We start from the raw sequence: 21,565 nt of genomic DNA on the forward strand, positions 1-21,565 counted from the left end.
GCTGAACGGAAAGTAGAACCGTGGCATCACATAAGCGACGCCCCGTGCGCGCGCTCGTGACCCTGACCGTCGCCATCGTGGCGGCGTGCGCGGCACTTGCGATCGGGCACTTCGTGAAGGGCGTGTCCCCGTATCCCGACCTGGCCCTTGACCTTAAGGGTGGTACCCAGCTGATCCTGACACCGACCCCGACGTCGGAGGGACAGCGTGCGATCACCGAGGAAGATATCACGCAGGCGATCGCGATTATTCGTAATCGTATTGACGCGTCCGGTGTGTCCGAGTCTGAGATCTCCTCGATGGGTAGCTCTAATATCATGGTGTCGATCCCCGGCACCCCGTCCCAGGAGCAGCTGGATCTGATCCGTTCGTCCTCGCAGATGAACTTCCGCCCGGTGCTGCGTATTGGGCCTGCGCAGGGCATCCTCCAGAACCAGCAGCAGCCGCAGGTGGATAACCCTCAGTCGGGTGCGCAGTCCGGTGCCCAGTCGGGCGAACAGAGCGGTGCGCAGTCAGGCGAACAGAGCGGCGCTGGCGCGGCTGATACGGCTCAGTCCGGCATTCAGTCCACTGCACTGGATGAGGCGACCGCTCGCGGCGCTGCCGACGCGGATGGCGACGGCGTCCTGTCCGACACTCCTGCGACGACTCCCGAGAATGCGTCGGATCTCGCCTGGGTGACCGAGCAGGTCATGTACGACTTCCTGACGCTCGATTGCTCGGCATCCGCCGATGTGAAGCGCGTCGAGGGCGCCGCTGACAAGCCCTACGCCGCCTGCGACGAGTCCGGCCAGGTCAAGTACATCCTGGGCCCCGTGGCCGTTCCCGGTTCGGATCTGGAGGCTGCGAGCGCGGCCATCGCAACGAACGGCACCGGACAGTCGACCGGTCAGTGGATTGTCTCGCTGCGGTTCAACCACGAGGGCGCCGAGAAGTTCAAGGAGACCTCGACGATCCTGTACGGCTACCACGATTCGGACCCTCAGGGGTCGTCCTATCGTGGCAGTCCGGACCGTAACTCGTTTGCGGTCGTTCTCGATGGAACCGTGATTACCGCTCCGTCGATGCAGGCCATCATTACGAACGGTGAGGCCCAGATCAGCGGCAACTTCACCGCGCAGTCTGCGAGAGCGCTGGCTAACCAGCTGCAGTTCGGCTCGCTCCCGCTGAACTTCGAGGTCGAGTCCGAGCAGCAGATTTCTGCGACGATCGGCACGGATCACCTGACCGTTGGTCTGTGGGCGGCCCTCATCGGCTTCCTGCTGGTCATCCTCTACCTGATTTGGCAGTACCGCGGCCTCGCGATTATTTCTGCCGGTTCGCTGGTCGTTGCCTCGGTTATCACCTACCTGGTGATTACGCTGCTGTCGTGGGCGATGGGCTACCGCCTGTCCCTGGCCGGTGTCGCCGGTCTGATCATGGCAATTGGGGTCACCACGGACTCGTTCATCGTCTACTTCGAACGTGTTCGAGACGAGGTCCGAGACGGACGACCGCTGCGCGCCGCCGTCGAAGAGGGCTGGGATCGCGCCAAGCGCACCATCCTGATTTCCGACGCGGTCAACATGGTTGCGGCCGTGGTTCTCTACCTGCTCGCCGTTGGTGGCGTTCAGGGCTTCGCCTTCACCCTCGGCATCACGACAATTATTGACATCGCGGTGATCTTCCTGTTCACCCACCCGATGATGGAGCTGCTGATCCGCACTCGCTTCTTCGGCGAGGGCCACAAGCTGTCGGGTCTGGACCCCGAGCACCTGGGTGCGAAGAACTCGCTCGTGTACGCGGGTCGCGGACGCGTGGTCGTGCGTGGTGAATCCGCGACGACAAAGGACAAGAGCGACGAGGCCGGCGACGGTCTGTCGATTGCCGAGCGCCGCCGTGCCGCCCGCCTCGCCGCCGCGAAGGCCGAGGAAGAGACCGTTGACGACGCTTCTGTCGAGACAACGGATAGCGCTGCAGGCGTGACCGAGGAAGAGGAGAACTGACATGATGAGTTTTGCTCAGTGGGGTAACGCCCTGTACTCGGGCGACAAGTCCTATGCCGTCGTTCCCAAGCGCAAGGTCTTCGTCGGCCTCGCCGCCGCGGTGCTCGTTCTCGGTTTCGCGCTCGTCGCGATCCTTGGCCTGAACCGCTCGATTGAGTTCACCGGAGGCTCGCAGTTCGATGTCGCTCACGTGAGCGATCAGAGCGAGTCTTTCGCCTCGCGTGCAGTCACCTCCACCGGCCTCGTTGAGGGCACCCCGAAGGTGACTCGCGTGGGCACGGACTCGGTCCGAATCCAGACGTCGTCCCTGGATTCCGCGCAGACCGCGCAGATGCGTGACGCGCTGGCCAGCGCCTACGGAGTGGATGCGACCGAGGTGCAGTCCTCCTCGATCGGCCCCTCCTGGGGTTCCTCGGTCACCACTAAGGCCGCTCAGTCGCTCGTCATCTTCATGGCGCTCATCGCCCTGCTGATGACGGTGTACTTCCGCTCGTGGCGCATGGCTGCGTCTGCGCTGCTCGCGCTGGTGCACGACATCGCCGTGACCATCGGCGTGTTCGCGATCCTGCAGGTCGAGGTCTCGCCCGCAACCGTGATCGGCTTCCTGACGATTCTGGGTTACTCGCTCTATGACACCGTCGTCGTCTTCGACAAGGTGCGTGAGCTGACCTCGGACGTCTACGAGCAGAAGCACTACACCTTCGCCGAGTACGTGAACCTCGCAGTCAACCAGACGATGGTTCGTTCGATCAACACCTCGGTTGTGGCGCTTCTCCCCGTCGGCGCGATTCTGATCATCGGTTCCGTGGCCCTTGGCCCGGGTACCCTGGTGGATATCTCGCTGGCCCTGTTTGTCGGTATGATCGCCGGTACCTACTCGTCGATCTTCATCGCGTCGCCGCTTCTGGTCACCTTCCAGGAGCTGTCGGCCAAGACCCGCGAGCACAACGCGGCCGTCGACCGGGCACGTCAGGGCCGCCACGCCGCTGACACGCCGGGCGCCTCCGCATCGGTGAAGGTGGCTCCTATCAAGCCCGGCAAGCGCCTGGGCAACGAGAATCAGCCCCACAGGAAGAAGAATCATCGATGATCGGTGAGCTCGGCGAGCGCATCGCCACTCTGGTGCGAAGCAACATGCTGGAAATCCCGGATTTTCCGGAACCCGGCGTCCTGTTTCGTGATATCACTGAGCTGTTTGCGAACGGTCCTGCATTCAAGGAACTGGTTGAGCTGATCGGCGCTCGCTACGCGGGTCGCATCGACGCAGTCGCGGGTCTTGAGTCGCGTGGCTTCATCCTCGGCGCTCCCGTGGCCGCCGAGCTTGGCCTCGGAATGCTGACGATCCGCAAGGCTGGCAAGCTGCCCGGCCACGTAATCGGAGTCGACTACGAACTCGAGTACGGCACGGCGCGCATGGAAATGCACCCCGAGTCGGTCCATGAGGGCCAGCGCGTCCTCATCATCGACGACGTGCTCGCGACGGGCGGCACAGCTAACGCGGCGGTGAAGCTGCTGCGTCAGTGCGGCGCGTCCGTCGAGGCCGTGGCCGTTCTCCTGGAACTCGATGCGCTCGGCGGTCGCTCGGTGCTGACGGATGTGACGGTGGAGAGCGCGCTACACCTCTAAGCGTCGTTTCGTGACAACGAGCGGGTCCGGGGATCGTCACGATCCCCGGACCCGCTCGTTCGTCGCTATCATGGGGCCATGAGCAGCGACGACATGACTTCAGGATCCGCACTTCCCGCGGCCGGTTCCCGAGTGCGCTCTGGCCTCGTTTGGTTTGGCTCACGCGGACGTGCCACAATCCCGGAGATTGAGCCGCTTGTGCGCGCCCTGCGGGCGAACCATCCGAAGGCGGACATCAGCGTCGTCGAGCGGGCCTACCGTACAGCCGAGGAACATCACCGCGGTCAAATGCGCAAGTCCGGTGAACCGTATATCACCCATCCGGTCGCCGTTGCGACCATCCTCGCGGAGATGGGCATGACGACCCCGACGCTTGTCGCAGCGCTGCTGCATGACACGGTCGAGGACACGGACTACACGCTTGAGCAGCTCGCTGCCGAGTATGGCGAGGCGATTGCCAACCTCGTTGACGGCGTTACCAAGCTCGACAAGGTGCACTACGGCGCCGCTGCCCAGTCTGAGACGCTGCGCAAGATGCTCGTCGCGATGAGCCGCGATATCCGTGTGCTGCTCATCAAGCTCGGCGACCGACTGCATAATGCCCGCACGTGGCGGTTCGTGCCCGCCAAGTCGGCGGCAAAGAAGGCGAAGGAGACGCTGGAGATCTACGCGCCCCTGGCTCATCGCCTCGGCATGAACATGGTGAAGTGGGAGCTTGAGGAGCTGTCGTTCAAGACGCTGTACCCGGATATCTACGAGGAGATCGACCGCCTCGTCACGGAGAGGGCACCCCAGCGCGAAGAATATCTGCGAGATGTCATCGACCAGATCGAAGAGGATTTGCGTCGTTCGGGCACGAAGGGGACGGTGAGTGGCCGTCCGAAGAGCCACTACTCGATCTACCAGAAGATGATCGTGCGCGGCAAGGCCTTCGATGAGGTCTACGATCTGGTGGCTGTGCGTGTACTGGTGGAGTCGATCAAGGATTGCTACGGCGTGCTGGGGGCGCTGCACGGGCGCTGGAACCCGATTCCCGGCCGTTTCAAAGACTACATCGCGATGCCGAAGTTTAATCTCTACCAGTCGCTGCATACGACGGTTATCGGACCCGGTGGCAAGCCGGTGGAGATCCAGATCCGTACCTTCGACATGCACGAGCGCGCCGAGCATGGCGTCGCCGCGCACTGGAAGTACAAGCAGAACCCAAACGCTTCGAGTGGCGACGCGGATCGCATGAGCTCTGACGAGCAGGCGAACTGGTTGCGTGCTTTGGTCGAGATGGAGCGCGAGACGGGCGATCCTGAGGAGTTCCTCGATTCGCTGCGCTTCGAGATCGCCGGCGATGAGGTCTACGTGTTTACGCCGAAGGGCCAGGTCATCGTGTTGCCGGCGCGTTCGACGCCCGTCGACTTCGCGTATGCGGTGCACACGGAGGTCGGCCACCGCACGGTGGGCGCGAAGGTCAACGGCCGCCTTGTCTCCCTGGATACACGCCTCGAGTCGGGCGAGACGGTCGAGGTCGTGACTTCTAAGTCAGATAAGTCCGGACCTTCGCGCGACTGGCTGGCTTTTGTCGCCTCTCCGCGTGCACGCTCCAAGATCAAGGCGTGGTTCTCCAAGGAGCGCCGCGAGGAAGCTGTGGAGGCCGGAAAAGAGGCGCTTGCCCGCGCGATGCGCAAGCAGAACCTGCCGCTCCAGCGCCTCATGAGCCACGAGTCGATCCTGTCGGTCGCGACGTCTTTCGGCTATCCGGACGTGTCCGGCCTGTACGCAGCTGTCGGCGAGGGCCATATCTCCGCACAAAACGTCGTCTCCAAGCTGGTCGACAACCTGGGTGGGGGAGACGGCACTGAGGAGACGCTGTCCGAGGCCGTGACCCCGGGTTCTCAGAAGCCACGCTCCGAAGCCTCGGGCGATGCGGCGATCACCGTCGCCGGTCTGAGTCCGAACGAGATCTGGGTCAAGCTCGCCAAGTGCTGTACGCCGGTGCCCGGAGACGACATCGTCGGCTTCATTACCCGAGGCCAGGGTATCTCGGTGCATCGCAGTACGTGCGCGAACGCTGTCCGTCTAGGACAGCTGCAGCCCGAACGCTTCGTCGACGTGTCCTGGAACGAGAAGGGGCTGGGCGCTCCGTTCCGGGTGCAGATTGAGGTGCGTGCTCTCGATCGTGGCGGACTGCTCTCGGATCTGACGCGCGTGCTGTCCGACTATCGCGTCAACATTCTTGCCGCCGCGCTGAAGACCGACGGAGATCAGGTCGCCTCGGGTAACTTCTCATTCGAACTGGCCGACCTCGGGCACCTGAACGCGGTCCTGTCCGCCCTTCGTCGGGTCGATGGGGTCTTCGAGGCGGTGCGCCTCGGCGCCGATTCATAGACGAGGCGCGGGCGGCCTGCGTCGATTCGCGCGAAAAGGGTGTTACATCCGTCCCCTTTTGGGTGATGAGCTTTCCCCTGCTCGTTAGATGTGACACACTAGCTGTGTGTGTCACATCGGCACGCACCCGCGCCGGGCGTAAGCCCTCGTCTCAGAAGGAATATCGTGACCACGACGCCGATTCCGAATAACGAAACCGCTCCCGAAGCTGCCCCGTCGACGATTGAGGAGGCCGCGGTCTCGACGACGATTGCTGCTTCTGAGGTGCCCGAGCACCCCTTCGCCCGTATCGGCGAGGACGGCACTGTCTACGTCAAGGATGGAGACGAGGAGCGCGTCATCGGCGGCTTCCCCGAGGGCATTCCTGCTTCTCCCTACGCTCTGTACGAGCGTCGCTACGCAGACCTCGAAGCCACCATCAAGCTTTTTGAGGATCGCCTGGGCACGCTGAGCCCGCGCGACATCGACCAGACTCTCGCAACGCTGCGCGAGCAGGTCGCCTCCCCGAATGTCATCGGCGACATCCCGGCGCTGCGCGAGCGCGTTGCGGCGGTTGAGAAGGCCGCCGAGGAGCGTAAGGAAATCGCCCGTGAGGAGCGTAAGGCCGCCAAGGCTGTTGCTCTCGCCGAGCGCACTTCTGTCGTTGAGCGCGCCGAGGCTATTGTCTCCCAGGATCCCGCCAAGACCCATTGGAAGCAGTCGGGTCAGACCCTGCGCGACCTCCTTGATGAGTGGAAGAACCTGCAGCGCCGCGGCCCGCGCCTGGAGAAAGCCATCGAGGATGAGCTGTGGAAGCGTTTCTCCTCCGCGCGCACCCAGTTCGACCGTCACCGCCGCCAGTTCTTCTCGCAGCTCGATCAGGCCCAGTCCGAGGCTAAGCGAGTGAAGGAAGCCCTGATCGCTGAGGCCGAGGCTCTGTCCTCGTCCGTGGACTGGTCGCGTACCTCCGGTGCCTACCGTGAGCTCATGAACCGCTGGAAGGCCGCCCCTCGCGCGTCGCGTAAGGAAGACGACGAGCTGTGGGCACGTTTCCGCGCCGCCCAGCAGGTGTTCTTCGACGCTCGCCGCGCCAAGGACGAGGCCACCGACGCGGAGTACCGCGACAACCTCGTCGCGAAGGAAGTGATCCTCGTTGATGCTGAGGCCATCCTGCCGGTGACCGACATTGATCGCGCGAAGGCTCAGCTGCGTCAGATCCAGGACCGCTGGGAAGAGGTGGGCCGCGTGCCGTCCGCCGACCTGCACCGCATTGAGGGTCGTCTGCGTGCCGTCGAGGCCGCCGTCCGCGAGGCCGAAGAAAAGGAATGGCGCCGCACCAACCCCGAGACGCGCGCACGCGCGGCCGGCATGGTGGGTCAGCTTGAGGAGCAGATCGCTCAGCTCGAGCGTTCTCTGTCTGAGGCCGAGGCCAAGGGCGATGAGAAGGCCGCCAGGAACGTGCGCGAGGCTCTTGAGACCAAACGCGCCTGGCTCGCGCAGATCTCCTCCTCCATGGAGTGACATGCGCCTTCACGTTATTCCATCGCCTTTCTACGCGGCGAATGGGCTCGTGCTCGTCCCTTCCGGGGCGGGCACTGCCCTTGTCGTCGACCCTTCAGCGGGAATCCAACACCTGATCCGCGAGGTCCTCGAGCTTGAGGGTGTGAGCGTGGGCGCGGTGCTTCTGACACACGGACACCCCGACCACGTCTGGGACGCGGCCGCGGTGTCCACTTGGGGAGTGGACGGAGGCACCGTTCCCGTGTACGTGCCGGGACCTGACATGTACCGCATGGATGCCCCGGCCTCGTTCCTGCCGATGCCGCTGCCCGACTTTGTGGGGGAGTGGGTCAAGCCCGCCGACCTGCGTGAGGTGCCCTCAGATTCGTTTGAGGTGTGCCCCGGCGTGTGGCTGCGCATGGTTCCCGCACCCGGACATACCGAGGGATCGGCTGTCTTCCTGGGGGAGAGCCCGCTCGATATCCGGGTCAACAACCAGTCCTTCTACCGTTCCGACGAGGCGGTTCCGTGGGCGATGAGCGCAGACGTGCTGTTTAAGGACAGCGTCGGGCGCACCGACCTGCCCGGGGGCGACGAGACTCAGATGCGACATTCTTTGCGCACGATTTCCAACGCTCTCGATCCTCGCACCGTCCTTGTTCCCGGACACGGCCCGGCGACCACGCTCGCAGATGAGATACGCTCAAACCAGTATCTGATTCGCGCTCGTCGCATCGGCTAACCACCTTCCTCATAGAAAGAACGCTTAATGGCTCGCACGTCCCTGTCAGGTTTCCCCGAATGGCTCCCGGAGGGCCGCATCATTGAGATGCACGTCCTCGACGAGCTGCGTCGCGTGTTTGAATTGCACGGCTTCGCGGGCATCGAAACCCGTGCGGTCGAGACCCTCGAGCAATTGGAAGCAAAGGGTGAGACCTCCAAGGAGATCTACGTGCTCGAACGCCTGCAGGCCCTGAAGGCCGCGGCGGCCGGTGCACGCGCTCCCAAGGACAAGGGCATGGGTCTGCACTTCGACCTCACGGTTCCCTTCGCCCGCTACGTGGTCGAGAACGCGAACGAGCTGGATTTCCCGTTCAAGCGCTACCAGATCCAGAAGGTGTGGCGCGGTGAGCGTCCCCAGGACGGTCGCTTCCGTGAATTCACGCAGGCGGACATCGACGTCGTGGGTAACGGTGAACTCCCGTTCCACTTCGAGGTGGACCTGCCGCTGGTGATGGCCGAGGCTCTGAATAACCTGCCGATCCCGCACGTGCGCGTGCTCGTGAATAACCGCAAGGTCGTTCAGGGCGTGTGTGAGTCCCTCGGGGTCACGGACGTTGAGGCTGCCCTGCGCGGCCTCGACAAGATCGACAAGATCGGCCCGGAGGGTGTGGCCGCCGAGCTGGCTCAGTCCGGCATTGATGGGGACCAGGCATCCGTTCTGCTCCAGATGGCGCAGATCCGCACGTCCGAGTCTTCAGAGGTGCGCGCGCGTCTGGCCGACCTCGGCGTGGGCGGCGAACTGCTGGACGAGGGCCTGAAGGAGCTGACCGAGCTCCTCGATACCGCGAACAAGCGGATGCCGGGTGCGGTCGTTGCGGACCTCAAGATCGCTCGCGGTCTCGATTACTACACGGGCAGCGTGTACGAGTCGGAGATCGAAGGTCATGAGGCTCTCGGCTCGATCTGCTCGGGCGGACGCTACGACTCCCTGGCGAAGGACGGCAAGCGCACCTACCCGGGCGTCGGCCTGTCTATCGGCGTCTCGCGCCTCGTGTCGCGCATGATTTCCGCGCCGATGGTGAGGGCCTCTCGTAAGGTGCCCACGGCGGTCGTCGTCGCGGTCATCGCGGAGGACCAGCGTGAGCGCTCGGAGGCGATTGCCGCTGTGCTGCGTTCGCGCGGCATCTCAACGGACGTTGCTCCCAGCGCCGCAAAGTTCGGCAAGCAGATCAAGTTCGCCGATAAGCGCGGCATCCCCTTCATCTGGTTCCCGGGCGAGGAGGGTAGCGCTGACACGGTGAAGGACATTCGCAGTGGCGAGCAGGTGGACGCCGATCCGCACACGTGGGTCCTGCCCGAGGCCGACGCGGTCCCTACTATCGAGAAGGTGACCGACTGAGTGTCCCTCACGGCGGTTGAAGCAGCTCGCTCGCTAGCGCATGCCCTCGAGGAAACGCTCCATGCCATTCCGGAAGGGAGTCGTGGCGACGCGGAGCGCGCGCTGCGACGCCTGCAGGACGTCGTGTTGCCGCGCCTCGAGGATGCGGATGCACCCGTGCTGGTGGTCGTCGGTGGCTCGACGGGGTCTGGTAAGTCGACGCTCGTCAATTCGTTGCTTGGCCGAAACGTGAGTCGGGCGGGCGCAGTGCGTCCGACGACTCGGCGCCCCGTGTTGGTCTGCGCGCCCAAGGCACGCGAGTGGTTCCTGTCGGACCGAGTGCTGCCGAGACTGGCGAAGAGCGAGGGCTCGGGTGGGGATAGCCTCGACGCGATCACTATCGCTGTCGAGAAGACGCTGTGGCCCGCCGTGGGCATTGTGGACGCGCCAGACATCGATTCCGTCGAGGACGGAAACCGTCGCCTGGCTGCAGAGCTGCTCGACGGCGCAGATCTGTGGGTGTTTGTCACGACCGCGGCCCGCTACGCGGATGCGGTGGCGTGGAAGCACCTGGAGGAAGCCGCGAGCCGCGGATTGCGTGTCGCCATCGTGCTCAACCGCGTCCCCCCTGGGGCGGCGCAGGAAATTCGCGAGGATCTGGCCTCGTTGGCTCGCCGGCGTGGCCTGGGTGAGGTCGCGATTTATACGGTCGAGGAACAGCCCCTCAGCGATGGGCGCCTGTCCGCCGAAGTAATCGCGCCGATCGGGTCCTACCTGGAGGGAATCGGACGCGATACCGAGGAACGCGCCGCTATCGTACGTCGATCGCTGTCCGGTGCCGTCGCCTCGTCGTTGGAGGAGACGACGCGCGCACTGGAGGCTGCGAGGGAATGCAACCGCGAGTTCGAGGCGGCCGCCGGCGATATCGAGCAGCTCGTTGCTTCCTATGCCCGGGAAGTGTCCTCCTCGTCGAGTGATGACGTACTGCGCGGCGAAGTAAGCGCACGCATCGCCGAGGTACTGGGCTCGTGGGATATGTCCAAGACCGTCTCGCGTGTGTTTTCTGGTCTGAGCTCGCGCGTGATGGGTGCACTTCGTGGACAGGCAGCCCCGGACGTTCAGGTGCAGCGCGATCTGACCGGAGGCCTTGCGCAGCGTTTGGCGGACCAATACCACCGGGCGTGGGGTGAATCCCTGCGCAGGGCGCGTACGGTCGTGGACACGTCTTCGTTCGATGAGCTGCTCGACGTCGATGCGGCGGAGCAGCGCGCACGCACAGTTGCGCAGGAGTGGACGCGTGAGGTCACGCAGATCATTCGTGGCCAGGCCGAGTCCTCGCGCGTCAGTGGGCGCATGCTCGCGGGCGGCATCAACGTCGTGACGGTCTCGCTGATGGTGGCCGCGTTTACGATGACCGGTGGTCTCACCGGTGTTGAAGTCGGTATCGCTGGGGCATCGGCCGCCCTGTCCCAGGCAATCCTGGAAGCCTATTTCGGTGAACGCACGGTTCGTTCGCTGGCCGAGCAAGCCCGTGCAGCGCTCGAACGCCTCGCCGGAGAGTCTCTGTCGGCTGTCGTTGCCCCGGTGAGCGCGAGCCTCGATCGGGCTTCCGACAGGGTTCTCATCGACAAGCTGGCGGTGGCTGAGGAGAGAGCTCGGGAGGTGTTGGTGTGAGGCGAGCAACGAACCCCGTGGCATCGGCTGCCCAGCAGCTTGACGAGATGTGCACCCTGGCAGCACCGGACCTCGATCAGCAGACTCTTGCGCACATTCGCGATCTCATTGATGTGACCGCCGAACGCAGTGAGGTCGACCCGTCCTGGTGCGTTATCGGCATGCTGGGAGGTACGGGTGCCGGCAAGTCCTCCCTCGTCAACGCGCTGAGCGGTGGAGAGGTCGTCACTGCGGGTGTTCGGCGCCCCACGACGAACGAGGCATGCGCCGTGCTGCCGCGAGGCCGAGAACCGCAGGAATTGCTGGGGTGGCTGGATATCGGTCGTCGGGTGGAGGCGCCGCAAGCGCTGCCTGGCGACACTGTCGTCGTTGATTTGCCGGACATTGATTCGGTTGATGCCCGTCATGCGGACATCGCCGATCGTCTGGCGTCGCGCGTCGACGCGCTCTTCGTTGTCGTCAACCCGCAGAAGTACGCGGACGCGCGTCTGCACGACGAGTGGCTGGTGCGCCTGCGCTCGTCGCATGCCTCGGTGACGGTCGTCCTGACGCACATCGATACCATTTCCTTGCCCGAGCGTGATGCGATCGAGCAGGATCTGCATCGTCTGCTGAGTGACCGTGGCATGGCTGATGCCGAGGTTTTCGCGGTATCGGCGACGACGGGTGAAGGCATGCGCACGCTCATCAAGCACCTGACGCGCGAGGCCGAGCGGGTCTCACGCCAGGCGTCGCGCGCGCGTGCTGCGCTGCGAGAGGCCTCCCGGATACTGCGCGAGTCCTTGGAACTGACCGGAACGGTCCGAGGCCTCGAGACCGATGGCCTGGCCGCCGAGTTGGCTGGCACGGCCGCCGACCTCGCGGGTGCTCCGATCATTGCCGAGGCCGTGGCTGACTCGACGCTGCGAGCTGGACGCCGGGCGGGCGGCTGGCTGCCGTTGCGCTGGCTAGCGCGTACGGGTGTGGACCCGCTGCGCCGCCTGCATCTGGATGATGAGTCGCGTGCCGAGGGGGCGACGACTCCGACGTTGCCGACTCGGTCCGCCTCCGACGAAGCTGCTTTCGTCAACGCCGTTCGGGGGGCGATTGGGGAGCGCGCGCAGGGGCGTCCCGCCCGTTGGCGTGCGGCGCTGGTCGAGCGTGCGCTCTGCGGGGCGCGAGAGGTCCCGGACGCAGCGCACCGTGAGGTTGCGGAGCACATTCGCGTCTCGACCGGAGCCCCGGCGCTGTGTCGTGCGCTGGGTCGTGCGCAGCTGCTCGCGTGGCTCGGCGTTGTCGTAGGTGTCGCGTGGATCGTCCTCGTGCACCTGGGCAGGGCTGTCCTCATCGATGTTCGGGTCCCCGCGCTCGGGCCGATTCCGCTTCCGACGGCCCTGGTCGCGCTGTGCCTGTTGATCACGGTGCTCTGCGCGTGTGCGAGCCGAGCACTCGCCCGGTGGGCTGCATCGCGCCGTCGACGTGTCGTGATGCGTGACCTGCGGGGATTGTGCCGCGATGCGGTCGATCGACTCGTCGTTGCTCCCCTGCGTTCCGAGGACAATCGGCAGGTGACGATCGCCTCGTTCCTCGCTCGCCTGCCCGTCTGAGTGTCGTCCCGCCGCAATGGGCGGACGATTCGCTGACAGTGAGTTCGCCGACCACGCGCCTCTGTCAGCCGCCTGCGAGGGTATGCTGGTTGTAGCGATGAGGCGCTGCCCCTTGTTATGGTGCCCGCGGGATGCGGGATTTGTTGTTATGGGTGAGGCCGCGCCGAGGAGCCGAGTAGGCCCGCCCCGATGGTTTTGCTGACACCGATTGCACCACGCAAGGATGAATTATGCCCTCTGACGATTTCATGGAACGCGCTGACGACGAGCGCGAGATGACGGCGATTGCCGACGATATTGACGACCTCGACGACGCTCGTGAGTTCGGTGATGACCACGCGGACGAGGAGGACACGGACACTGTGACCTTCGCGAGCCTCGGCCTGCCCGAGGAGATCCTCGCGGCTGTCACCGATATGGGATTCCGCGTCCCCACCCCGATTCAGGCCGCCGCCATCCCTCCGCTGCTGGAGCTGCGCGACGTCGTCGGCATCGCCCAGACGGGTACCGGAAAGACCGCTGCATTCGGTCTGCCGCTCCTAGCGATTGTTGACGCGGACGAGCGCAACGTGCAGGCTCTCGTCCTGGCCCCCACCCGCGAGCTCGCGATGCAGAGTGCCCAAGCGATCGAGGATTTCGCCGCACGTACGGCCCGCCTCGACGTCGTCCCCGTCTATGGTGGCTCGCCCTACGGCCCGCAGATCGGCGCGCTCAAGCGAGGAGCACAGGTCGTCGTCGGCACCCCGGGTCGCGTCATTGACCTCATCGAGAAGGGCGCCCTCGATCTGTCGCACGTGCGCATGCTGGTCCTCGACGAGGCCGACGAAATGCTGCGTATGGGCTTCGCTGAGGACGTCGAGACGATTGCGTCGAGCGCCCCGGATGATCGACTGACCGCGCTGTTCAGCGCGACGATGCCCGCGGCCATTGAGAAGGTTGCCCGCGAGCACCTGAAGGATCCGGTCAAGGTCGCGGTTTCCACCGAGTCCTCGACGGTCGACACCATCCACCAGACCTACGCGGTGGTGCCCTACAAACACAAGATCGGTGCGCTTTCGCGCGTACTGGCTACCCGCGCCCAGCACATCAAGGAAGGCCAGGAAGAGGCTGACGCCGCGATCGTCTTCGTGCGCACGCGCGCCGATGTCGAAGAGGTGTCGTTGGAGCTCTCGAGCCGTGGATTCCGTGCAGCCGGCATTTCCGGCGACGTCGCTCAGACCGAGCGCGAGCGCATGGTCGAGCGCCTTAAGAACGGCTCGCTCGACGTGCTGGTCGCGACCGACGTGGCCGCCCGAGGCCTCGACGTCGAACGTATCTCCCTCGTCGTTAACTTCGACGTTCCGCGTGAGCCCGAGGCCTACGTCCACCGCATCGGTCGCACCGGCCGTGCGGGCCGTGAGGGCCGCGCGCTGACGTTCTTCACCCCGCGTGAGCACGGTCGTCTGCGCCGCATCGAGAAGCTGACGGGCACCGAGATGGAAGAGGTCGAGATTCCCTCGCCTGCAGCCGTCTCCGAATTCCGCGCGAGCCGCCTGCTTGAGGGCCTGTCCGCTCGTATCGAGCGCGGCCGTCTCGACATGTACAAGCGTCTGCTCGCCGACCTCGGCGATGAGATCTCCGTCGAGGACATCGCCGCCGCCCTCATGGCGACGGCCGTCGGCGACGAAGGCCCGGCCCCGCGCGTCGAGAAAGACCGCCGTGGCAACGGCAAGATCCGCCGCGAGGAACAGCTGGACGAGTCCGGTGAGTTCGTCGGCGCCACTTTCGAGGCTGGGCGTGATAAGGACCGCCCGCTCAAGGGCGGCGCGAACGGTGCTCGTCGTCGCGCGGGCGGTCGCCCGGCACCCGGCTCCGGTACCCGCTACCGCATTGAGGTGGGCAAGAAGGACCGTGTCAAGCCCGGCTCTATCGTTGGCGCCATTGCTGGCGAGGGCGGCATCGACGGCCGCGACATCGGCAACATCGAGATCTACCCAACCTTCTCACTGGTCGACATCACCGCGGACCTGTCCAGCGAGCAGCTGTCCCGTATCTCCAAGGGATACGTGTCGGGCCGTCAGCTGTGCATCCGCGTGGACGAGGGCCCCGGCGGCCGCTCTCACGGCGACCGCGACGGTTTCGAGCGCCGTGAGCGCCGCGACTTCGACCGAGATAACCGAGGACGCGGTGGCTACGGTGATCGCGAGGACCGTTTCGGGGACCGTGATGAGAAGCGTCCGCACCGCTTCGAAAAGGGCGACGGATCGCGTCCGCGCCGCAGCGTTCGCACCGAGCGCTGGGAGAAGGACATCAAGCGCGCCCGCCGCGAACGCGAGGGCGGCCGCGACGGCGGTTGGGACCGCGACGGAAGCCGCGACGGCGGACGCCGCCACTTCGGCAAGCGCCGTTACGACGACTGAGCGCTAGCTGCCTCACCCGTGATGCGTTCCGATGAGGGACGCAGCCGCGTCACCGCGACCACGGTGAGGATCGCAAGCACAGCAGCAATCACCCAATAGGGAGCGTAGGCCGCCCCGCCCACCGTGGCGGTGGCGGCCCACGCGCTCATGGCGACGGACACGAGGGCGAGTTCGAGGGCAGGGCCCGCCGAATCGGCGACCTGCAGCCAAGAGGCCACGCGCCCGTGCTTGGCCTCGGGGGTAACCTCGAGTGCCATGACGGACAGGGGAGCGTGAACGAGACCGACTCCGAGGCCGACGAGCAGCCAGCCGATGAGGGCCACCCACACGGGGATCGAGGGGAACAGGAGCGCTCCGATGGGGATCGCTCCGATCGCCATGAGTGTTCCGCCGATGACCGGGAGCCGGCGGCGCGGGTGCGCATCGTGAACGCGTGCCTGGCCGACCGCGCCAATTGACCATGTGATCGACCCGAGGGTGACCCACCAGGCAGAGGATGCCTCGGACCAGCCGTGCACGCGCTGGAGGATGAGCGGGATCATGACGGCGAGACCGACCTGTGAGGCCAGTGCGCTCAACCTTGCAAGGATCGCAGAGGGCATGCCGCGGCGGGACATGAACGTTCCGCGCGGCAGGAGGCGGGGCAGCGCCCAGGCAGTGATACACGCGCCGAGGGCGAAGACCGCGAACTGCGCGAAGGGCGAGGACAGGGCGCCCGCAAGCTGGAGCAGCATGACGCCAATTCCGACAAGCCCGGCGTCTCGCGAGAGGGACGCGAGCACGGGGGAGCGCTGGCCCTGTGCAGTCGGGATCGAGCGCAGGACGTAGGCGATGGGGAGCGCCGCGACCGCAACGAAGAGCGGAACGACGCCGAAGACGTAGCGCCAGCCCCACTCCTGGGTCATGTGGCCTGCGATCGCGGGGCCGACCAGCGAGGGGAGAACCCACGCCAACGAGAAAGACGCAAAGAACGAGGGACGGTGATGGGGGGAAGCAACTGCTCCGACGAGGACGTAGAGCGGGACAATGAGGAGGCCTCCGCTGAGCCCCTGAAGCGCGCGGCCGATAACGAACACGACCACGTTTGTGCCTGCGGCGCACACCACCAAACCAATGGCGAAAAGAACCAATCCCGCGAGTAGGACAAAACGGGGGCCCTTCCAATCCGCCAGCGCGCCCGCGACCACGGTGGCGCTCAGCTGCGTCGCCAACGCCGCGCCCGAGGCGATCGGATACCACGCGGCTGCATCGAAAGATTCGACGACCGCAGGCATGATTGTCGTGGCGGCGAGCTCCTCGAAGGCCACGAGGGTAATGAGGAGAACCGAGCCGATGGCCAAGCCAATTTCGGACGGTGTCCAGGACGATCGGGCGGGGGAGGAGGAACCGGCGGTTGGCATGTTCACTATCGTACTCGCGGCACGCGCGACTCTTCGGAAGGCAGGCGTACAATGACACTGCCGCCGCCTGTCTCGCGGATGGTAACTACGAAAGGAATCACAGTGCTTCGCACTCACAACATTGGAACCCTCGGCACCGATCTGGTCGGCCAGACCGTGACGCTCACCGGTTGGGTGGATCGTCGTCGTGACCACGGTGGCGTGGCGTTCATCGACCTGCGCGACGCGTCCGGCATCGCCCAGGTTGTCGTCCGCGACGAGCGTGTCGCCCACGAGCTGCGCTCCGAGTTCGTCCTGAAGGTCACCGGCGAGGTCTGCGCTCGCCCCGAGGGCAACGAAAACCCGCACCTGGCCACCGGCGCCATTGAGGTGATGGGTGACGACATCGAAATTCTGAACACCAGCGCGCCTCTGCCGTTCCAGGTGTCCTCCAATGCTGAAGATTCCGGCAACGTGGGCGAGGAAACCCGCCTGAAGTACCGCTACCTCGACCTGCGTCGCGAGCCCGAGCAGTACGCGATCCGCCTGCGCTCGAAGGTCTCCCGCGCTGCCCGTGAGGCGCTCTACGCCCGCGACTTCGTCGAGATCGAGACCCCGACTTTGACCCGGTCGACCCCCGAGGGCGCCCGCGACTTCATCGTCCCCGCGCGTCTATCGCCCGGTTCCTGGTACGCCCTGCCTCAGTCGCCCCAGCTCTTCAAGCAGCTGCTCATGGTGGCCGGCATGGAGCGCTACTTCCAGATTGCGCGATGCTACCGCGACGAGGACTTCCGCGCTGACCGTCAGCCCGAGTTCACCCAGCTCGACATCGAGATGAGCTTCGTGGACCAGGACGACGTCATTGAGGTCGCTGAGGACGTCCTGAAGAACGTGTGGGCGCTCATCGGCTACGACCTGTCCACGCCGATCCCGCGCATGACCTACAAGGACGCGATGGAGCGCTACGGCTCGGATAAGCCCGACCTGCGCTTCGGCCTCGAGCTCACCGAGCTCACCGAGTACTTCAAGGACACGACCTTCCGCGTGTTCCAGGCCCCCTACGTGGGCGCCGTTGTCATGCCCGGTGGCGGGTCGCAGCCACGTCGTACCTTCGACAAGTGGCAGGAGTGGGCCAAGGCACGCGGTGCCAAGGGCCTTGCTTACGTCACGATCGCCGAGGACGGCACGCTGGGCGGCCCCGTCGCGAAGAACATTACCGAGGCCGAGCGTGAGGGCCTGGCTGCCGCCACCGGCGCCAACCCCGGTGACTGCATCTTCTTCGCCGCCGGCAAGCCGACGCCGTCGCGTGAGCTGCTCGGCGCGGCTCGCCTCGAGATCGGCAAGCGCTGCGACCTCATCGACCCCGACGCCTGGGCCTTCACCTGGGTCGTCGACGCTCCGCTCTTCAAACCCACCGGCGACGCCGAGGCCGAGGGTGACGTCGCGCTGGGCCACAGCGCCTGGACCGCCGTCCACCACGCGTTCACCTCGCCCAAGCCCGAGTGGGTTGACTCCTTCGACAAGGACCCGGGCAACGCTCTGGCCTACGCCTACGACATCGTCTGTAACGGCAATGAGATCGGCGGCGGCTCCATCCGTATCCACCGCCGCGACATCCAGAACCGCGTGTTCAACGTGATGGGCATTGGTGAGGAGGAAGCCCAGACGCAGTTCGGCTTCCTGCTCGACGCCTTCAAGTACGGCGCCCCGCCGCACGGTGGTGTTGCTTTCGGTTGGGACCGCATCGTCTCCCTGCTGACGAAGTCCGACTCGATCCGCGACGTCATCGCCTTCCCGAAGTCCGGCGGCGGTTTCGACCCGCTGACCGAGGCCCCGGCCCCGATTACGCCCGCGCAGCGTAAGGAAGCCGGCGTCGACGCGAAGCCGAAGAAGCGCGGCGAGGAAGCATCCGAAGAATCGGACAAGTGATCTCCCGTCCGTGACTTTGTCCACGGAACCCCCATCGGTTACCGACTGGTGGGGGTTTCGTGCACAATGGGTACATGTCGTACGTCGAGATGCACCCTGAGAATCCGCAGGCACGTTTGGTCAATACGGTCGTTGACCTGCTGGAACGCGGCGGCACGATCGCGCTGCCTACCGACTCCGGCTACGCGATCGCCACGAAGGCGGGCAACAAGGCGGGTATGGACACAATCCGTGCCATCCGTAAGCTCGATGACAAGCACAACTTCTCGTTGCTGTGTCACTCGTTTGCGCAGCTGGGTGAGCTCGTGATCATCGATAATCACGAGTTCCGCACCATGAAGGCGCTCACCCCCGGACCCTACACGTTCATCCTGCGGGGGACCAAGGAGGTCCCGCGCATCATGCTGAACAAGAAGAAGCACACGGTGGGCGTGCGCATCCCCGATCATGTCATTACGCAGGCGATCGTCGAGGCGCTGGGTGAGCCCCTGGCCTGTTCGACGCTCATCATGCCGGGCGAGGAAGAGCCGCTGACCGACGGTTTTGACGTGGATGATCGCATCGGTCACCAGGTTGATCTGGTGGTTGTGGGGCCCGTGGGCGTCGCGGAGCCGACCACGGTCATTGACTTTGCTGGTGGGGACGCTGTCGTCGCCCGCGTCGGTGCGGGCGATATTTCGCTCTTCGACTGATCGCGTGGCATTCGAGCAGACGGCTTTTTCGCGCACCGGTTTCTGCCGGCTGCGCTGGGAGGCGTCGGACGGCGTCTATCGTTACGCCGACGGGCTTCCGATCGTCGGGCCTCGGCTCGTCGTCGATGGGGTCGACGCCGTTCGCGTGACCTTCCAGTGGGGCGCCCAGGCTGCGGCTGATTGCTACGTCATCCTCAACACGATTACGGATCGGGCGCGCGAGCACCTCGACGACTTTTGCATGTCGATAGGGCCTGGGCGGTCGGACGCTCGGGCGCTCGTGTGTGCTCTTCCCGCGGATGCGATCCTCAGCTACCAGAAGGTGATCGTCGGGCCGTCGGGCCTCGACCCCAGCGTGGGTACGGACATGGGGGAGTGGATTCGCTTCCTTGAGGATGCTCGCCCCGATTCGTCGAATCCGCTCAGGGTCGTGAATGGGCGCGGTGCCGCAGCCTCACTCTTTGTTGGGCCCGACGCGCGGGTGGTGTGGCCGTCGCAGGATCTGTCTGCTCCCGAGATGCGTCCGGCGCGTGAACATGAGATTGGCGCGCGTATCGATGCCCGGCTGGGGCAAACACGGCAGCGCCGGATCGTGATGTATGACGGCGAGGCGGATCCGACGTGCACGCTGATCCTCTTCGACGGCGAGATCTGGCGGGGCAACGGCGTTGGCTGGTTGCCTCGGCGCTATCCCGGCCTGCGCGTCGTGACAATCGACGCGGGAGATCTGGACGAGCGCGAGGCGGAGTTGACCGATGCGGATCGCGTCGGTGCTCTGCTGCAGGCAGTGTGCGACGAGACTGGGGTGGGGCCTGTGATGGTCGCGGGCCAGTCCTACGGCGGTCTGGCTGTGTTGGAAGCGGCGCTGCGCAGTGATCTTTCCCTCGATTGTGCGGTCGCCCAGTCTCCGTCCCTGTGGTGGGGAGGAGAGCAACGAGGAGTTGGCGAAGGGACGCTGATGGGCGACCTTCGCACCGGGAGCGTCAGGCCGCGCAGGGATGTGCACCTACGTCTACAGGTGGGGACGCTGGAACAGACGATGCGACCCGTTGTGGATGACTGCGCGCAGCTCCTGCAGGGCCTGGGAGCAGCCGTTGAGGTCGACCACTATCGCAGCGGGCATGATGTGGCGTGGTGGCGTGAGGGTCTTGTGCGGGCCCTCGATGAATGGTGGGCTCGCCCATGACGACCATTAGTGAGACAATCATAGCCCCAGCCGGAGCTTTAGGTTAGGCTTACCTATGCCAGTTAACCTATCGACTGAATTGAGGCACTCGTGCACCTGTCGACGCGAATTCGCGCCATCGTCGGCGTCGCTCTGACCGCTCTTGCCCTGGGGGCATGCTCGTCCAACCAGCCCGCCCCGGCCTCGTCCCCCGAGGCCTCCGCGACCTCCGAAACCTCCGCGACGCGCACCGTCACCGACGCATCCGGTCAGGAAGTGACCCTGCCGTCGCACCCCAGCCGCGTCGTCACGCTCTCTGAGCCGACGACCGACAACGCGCTCGCCCTGGGCGTGACCCCGATCGGTGTCGTCTCCGGCCGCGGCCAGCAGACGGTCCCCAACTATCTCGTTGAACGCGCGGGCGATATCCCGATCCTGGGCTCCATTGGCACTCCGAACCTTGAGGCCATCGGTGCGGCACACCCGGATCTCATCCTCGTCGACGGCACATCGGTGAAGAACAATGACACCGAGACGCTGACCGCGCTGGCTCAGATCGCACCCGTCTTCTTCACGACTCAGAAGGGCGGCGACTGGCGCGAGACCTTCACTCTGACGGCTGACGCGCTCGGCGTTGCCGACCAGGCTGAGGCCAAGCTCGCGGAATTCGACCAGCATGTGGCGTCCGTGAGTGCACGCCTGAAGGACGCCGGCTACCTCGATCAGACCTACTCGGTCGTGCGTTGGCAGGGTGACAGCGCTGGCCTCATCCTCAAGGAGCTGCCCGCCGGCCAGGCTCTCACCGCGCTCGGCATGAAGCGTCCCGCAAACCAGGACCGTGACGGTGAAGGCCACTCGGAGCCGGTCTCCCTCGAGAACATCGACCAGATCGACGCGGACTGGATCTTCTTCGGCACGCTGGGCAAGGCCTCGGTGAACAACCCCTCCGCCGGTGGTAACACAGGCGTCGAGGCCTCGGCTGCAGCCCTCGAAGAGGCGAAGGCCACCGTCGGCTTCGACTCCCTCGGCGCCGTGAAGGCGAATCACGTGATCCCCGTCGACGGCTCCCTGTGGACCTCGACTGGCGGTTACCTCCTCATGGACGGCATCGTCTCGAGCATCGAGGCCCAGTTCGTCCCGGCTTCCTGAGTTCGTAACAGGGCACCCCGGG

General features: G+C 65.3%; 15 protein-coding genes. 14 read left to right on the forward strand and 1 reads right to left on the reverse strand.

Annotated elements, in window-relative coordinates; translation table 11 throughout:
- Positions 1–20: 20 nt before the first annotated feature.
- From secD to FOC40_RS05715, 10 genes are all read left to right on the forward strand, one after another.
- Positions 21–1,985 (forward strand): protein translocase subunit SecD, encoded by a 1,965-nt coding sequence (gene secD, locus FOC40_RS05670; RefSeq protein ID WP_039929770.1) that lies wholly within the window; start codon positions 21–23, stop codon positions 1,983–1,985.
- Position 1,986: 1 nt separating this feature from the next.
- A complete protein-coding gene (gene secF / locus FOC40_RS05675) occupies positions 1,987–3,075 on the forward strand; it encodes a protein translocase subunit SecF (protein WP_003796534.1) in 1,089 nt (362 codons plus the stop codon).
- Positions 3,072–3,611 carry an adenine phosphoribosyltransferase gene (locus FOC40_RS05680; RefSeq protein WP_003792514.1) on the forward strand — a complete coding sequence of 180 codons (540 nt, stop codon included), beginning with the start codon at positions 3,072–3,074 and terminating at the stop codon, positions 3,609–3,611. The genes secF and FOC40_RS05680 overlap by 4 nt, the downstream gene beginning before the upstream one ends.
- Positions 3,612–3,689: 78 nt before the next feature.
- Positions 3,690–5,990 (forward strand): RelA/SpoT family protein, encoded by a 2,301-nt coding sequence (locus FOC40_RS05685; RefSeq protein ID WP_196773336.1) that lies wholly within the window; start codon positions 3,690–3,692, stop codon positions 5,988–5,990.
- A 165-nt stretch (positions 5,991–6,155) separates the two neighbouring features.
- On the forward strand, positions 6,156–7,490 hold the full coding sequence (locus FOC40_RS05690; protein WP_003796539.1) for a DUF349 domain-containing protein: 1,335 nt from the start codon (positions 6,156–6,158) through the stop codon (positions 7,488–7,490).
- Between the two features lies 1 nt (position 7,491).
- Entirely contained in the window at positions 7,492–8,211 is a 720-nt protein-coding gene (locus FOC40_RS05695; RefSeq protein ID WP_003796541.1) for an MBL fold metallo-hydrolase, read from the forward strand.
- A 27-nt stretch (positions 8,212–8,238) separates the two neighbouring features.
- Positions 8,239–9,591 carry a histidine--tRNA ligase gene (hisS, locus tag FOC40_RS05700; protein WP_003796542.1) on the forward strand — a complete coding sequence of 451 codons (1,353 nt, stop codon included), beginning with the start codon at positions 8,239–8,241 and terminating at the stop codon, positions 9,589–9,591.
- Positions 9,592–11,244 carry a dynamin family protein gene (locus tag FOC40_RS05705; RefSeq protein ID WP_003796544.1) on the forward strand — a complete coding sequence of 551 codons (1,653 nt, stop codon included), beginning with the start codon at positions 9,592–9,594 and terminating at the stop codon, positions 11,242–11,244. It abuts the gene before it with no gap.
- A gap of 17 nt (positions 11,245–11,261) precedes the next feature.
- Positions 11,262–12,830, forward strand: coding sequence for a GTPase (locus tag FOC40_RS05710; RefSeq protein WP_003796546.1), 1,569 nt, complete (start codon positions 11,262–11,264; stop codon positions 12,828–12,830).
- A gap of 230 nt (positions 12,831–13,060) precedes the next feature.
- Positions 13,061–15,229 carry a DEAD/DEAH box helicase gene (locus tag FOC40_RS05715; protein WP_003796549.1) on the forward strand — a complete coding sequence of 723 codons (2,169 nt, stop codon included), beginning with the start codon at positions 13,061–13,063 and terminating at the stop codon, positions 15,227–15,229.
- Here FOC40_RS05715 and FOC40_RS05720 read toward each other — a convergent pair.
- The gene (locus tag FOC40_RS05720; protein WP_196773337.1) at positions 15,217–16,629 is read right to left on the reverse strand and encodes an MFS transporter; all 1,413 of its coding nucleotides are present in this window, start codon (positions 16,627–16,629) and stop codon (positions 15,217–15,219) included. The two genes, FOC40_RS05715 and FOC40_RS05720, sit on opposite strands and share 13 nt — an antisense overlap.
- A gap of 102 nt (positions 16,630–16,731) precedes the next feature.
- Here FOC40_RS05720 and aspS point away from each other — a divergent pair, with 102 nt between their 5' ends.
- The 4 genes from aspS (at position 16,732) to FOC40_RS05740 (ending at position 21,543) form a co-directional block, all read left to right on the forward strand.
- On the forward strand, positions 16,732–18,537 hold the full coding sequence (aspS, locus tag FOC40_RS05725) for an aspartate--tRNA ligase (protein WP_196773338.1): 1,806 nt from the start codon (positions 16,732–16,734) through the stop codon (positions 18,535–18,537).
- A gap of 74 nt (positions 18,538–18,611) precedes the next feature.
- Entirely contained in the window at positions 18,612–19,229 is a 618-nt protein-coding gene (locus FOC40_RS05730; RefSeq protein WP_003796553.1) for an L-threonylcarbamoyladenylate synthase, read from the forward strand.
- Positions 19,230–19,233: 4 nt separating this feature from the next.
- A complete protein-coding gene (locus tag FOC40_RS05735; protein WP_003796555.1) occupies positions 19,234–20,415 on the forward strand; it encodes an enterochelin esterase domain-containing protein in 1,182 nt (393 codons plus the stop codon).
- 90 nt (positions 20,416–20,505) lie between these two features.
- Positions 20,506–21,543: an ABC transporter substrate-binding protein gene (locus FOC40_RS05740; RefSeq protein WP_003796558.1), complete on the forward strand. Its 1,038-nt coding sequence runs from the start codon at positions 20,506–20,508 to the stop codon at positions 21,541–21,543.
- Positions 21,544–21,565: the final 22 nt, after the last annotated feature.

The sequence above is a fragment of the Schaalia odontolytica genome, assembly GCF_009730335.1.
Taxonomy (GTDB): domain Bacteria; phylum Actinomycetota; class Actinomycetes; order Actinomycetales; family Actinomycetaceae; genus Pauljensenia; species Pauljensenia dentiphila.

Excerpts from the sequence above, each read along its gene's own strand:
- FOC40_RS05715 (WP_003796549.1), top strand. The coding sequence starts at position 13,061 with ATGCCCTCTGACGATTTCATGGAACGCGCTGACGACGAGCGCGAGATG.
- FOC40_RS05680 (WP_003792514.1), top strand. The coding sequence starts at position 3,072 with ATGATCGGTGAGCTCGGCGAGCGCATCGCCACTCTGGTGCGAAGCAAC.
- FOC40_RS05695 (WP_003796541.1), top strand. The coding sequence starts at position 7,492 with ATGCGCCTTCACGTTATTCCATCGCCTTTCTACGCGGCGAATGGGCTC.
- FOC40_RS05685 (WP_196773336.1), top strand. The coding sequence starts at position 3,690 with ATGAGCAGCGACGACATGACTTCAGGATCCGCACTTCCCGCGGCCGGT.
- FOC40_RS05720 (WP_196773337.1), bottom strand. The coding sequence starts at position 16,629 with ATGCCAACCGCCGGTTCCTCCTCCCCCGCCCGATCGTCCTGGACACCG.
- FOC40_RS05730 (WP_003796553.1), top strand. The coding sequence starts at position 18,612 with ATGTCGTACGTCGAGATGCACCCTGAGAATCCGCAGGCACGTTTGGTC.
- hisS (WP_003796542.1), top strand. The coding sequence starts at position 8,239 with ATGGCTCGCACGTCCCTGTCAGGTTTCCCCGAATGGCTCCCGGAGGGC.
- secF (WP_003796534.1), top strand. The coding sequence starts at position 1,987 with ATGATGAGTTTTGCTCAGTGGGGTAACGCCCTGTACTCGGGCGACAAG.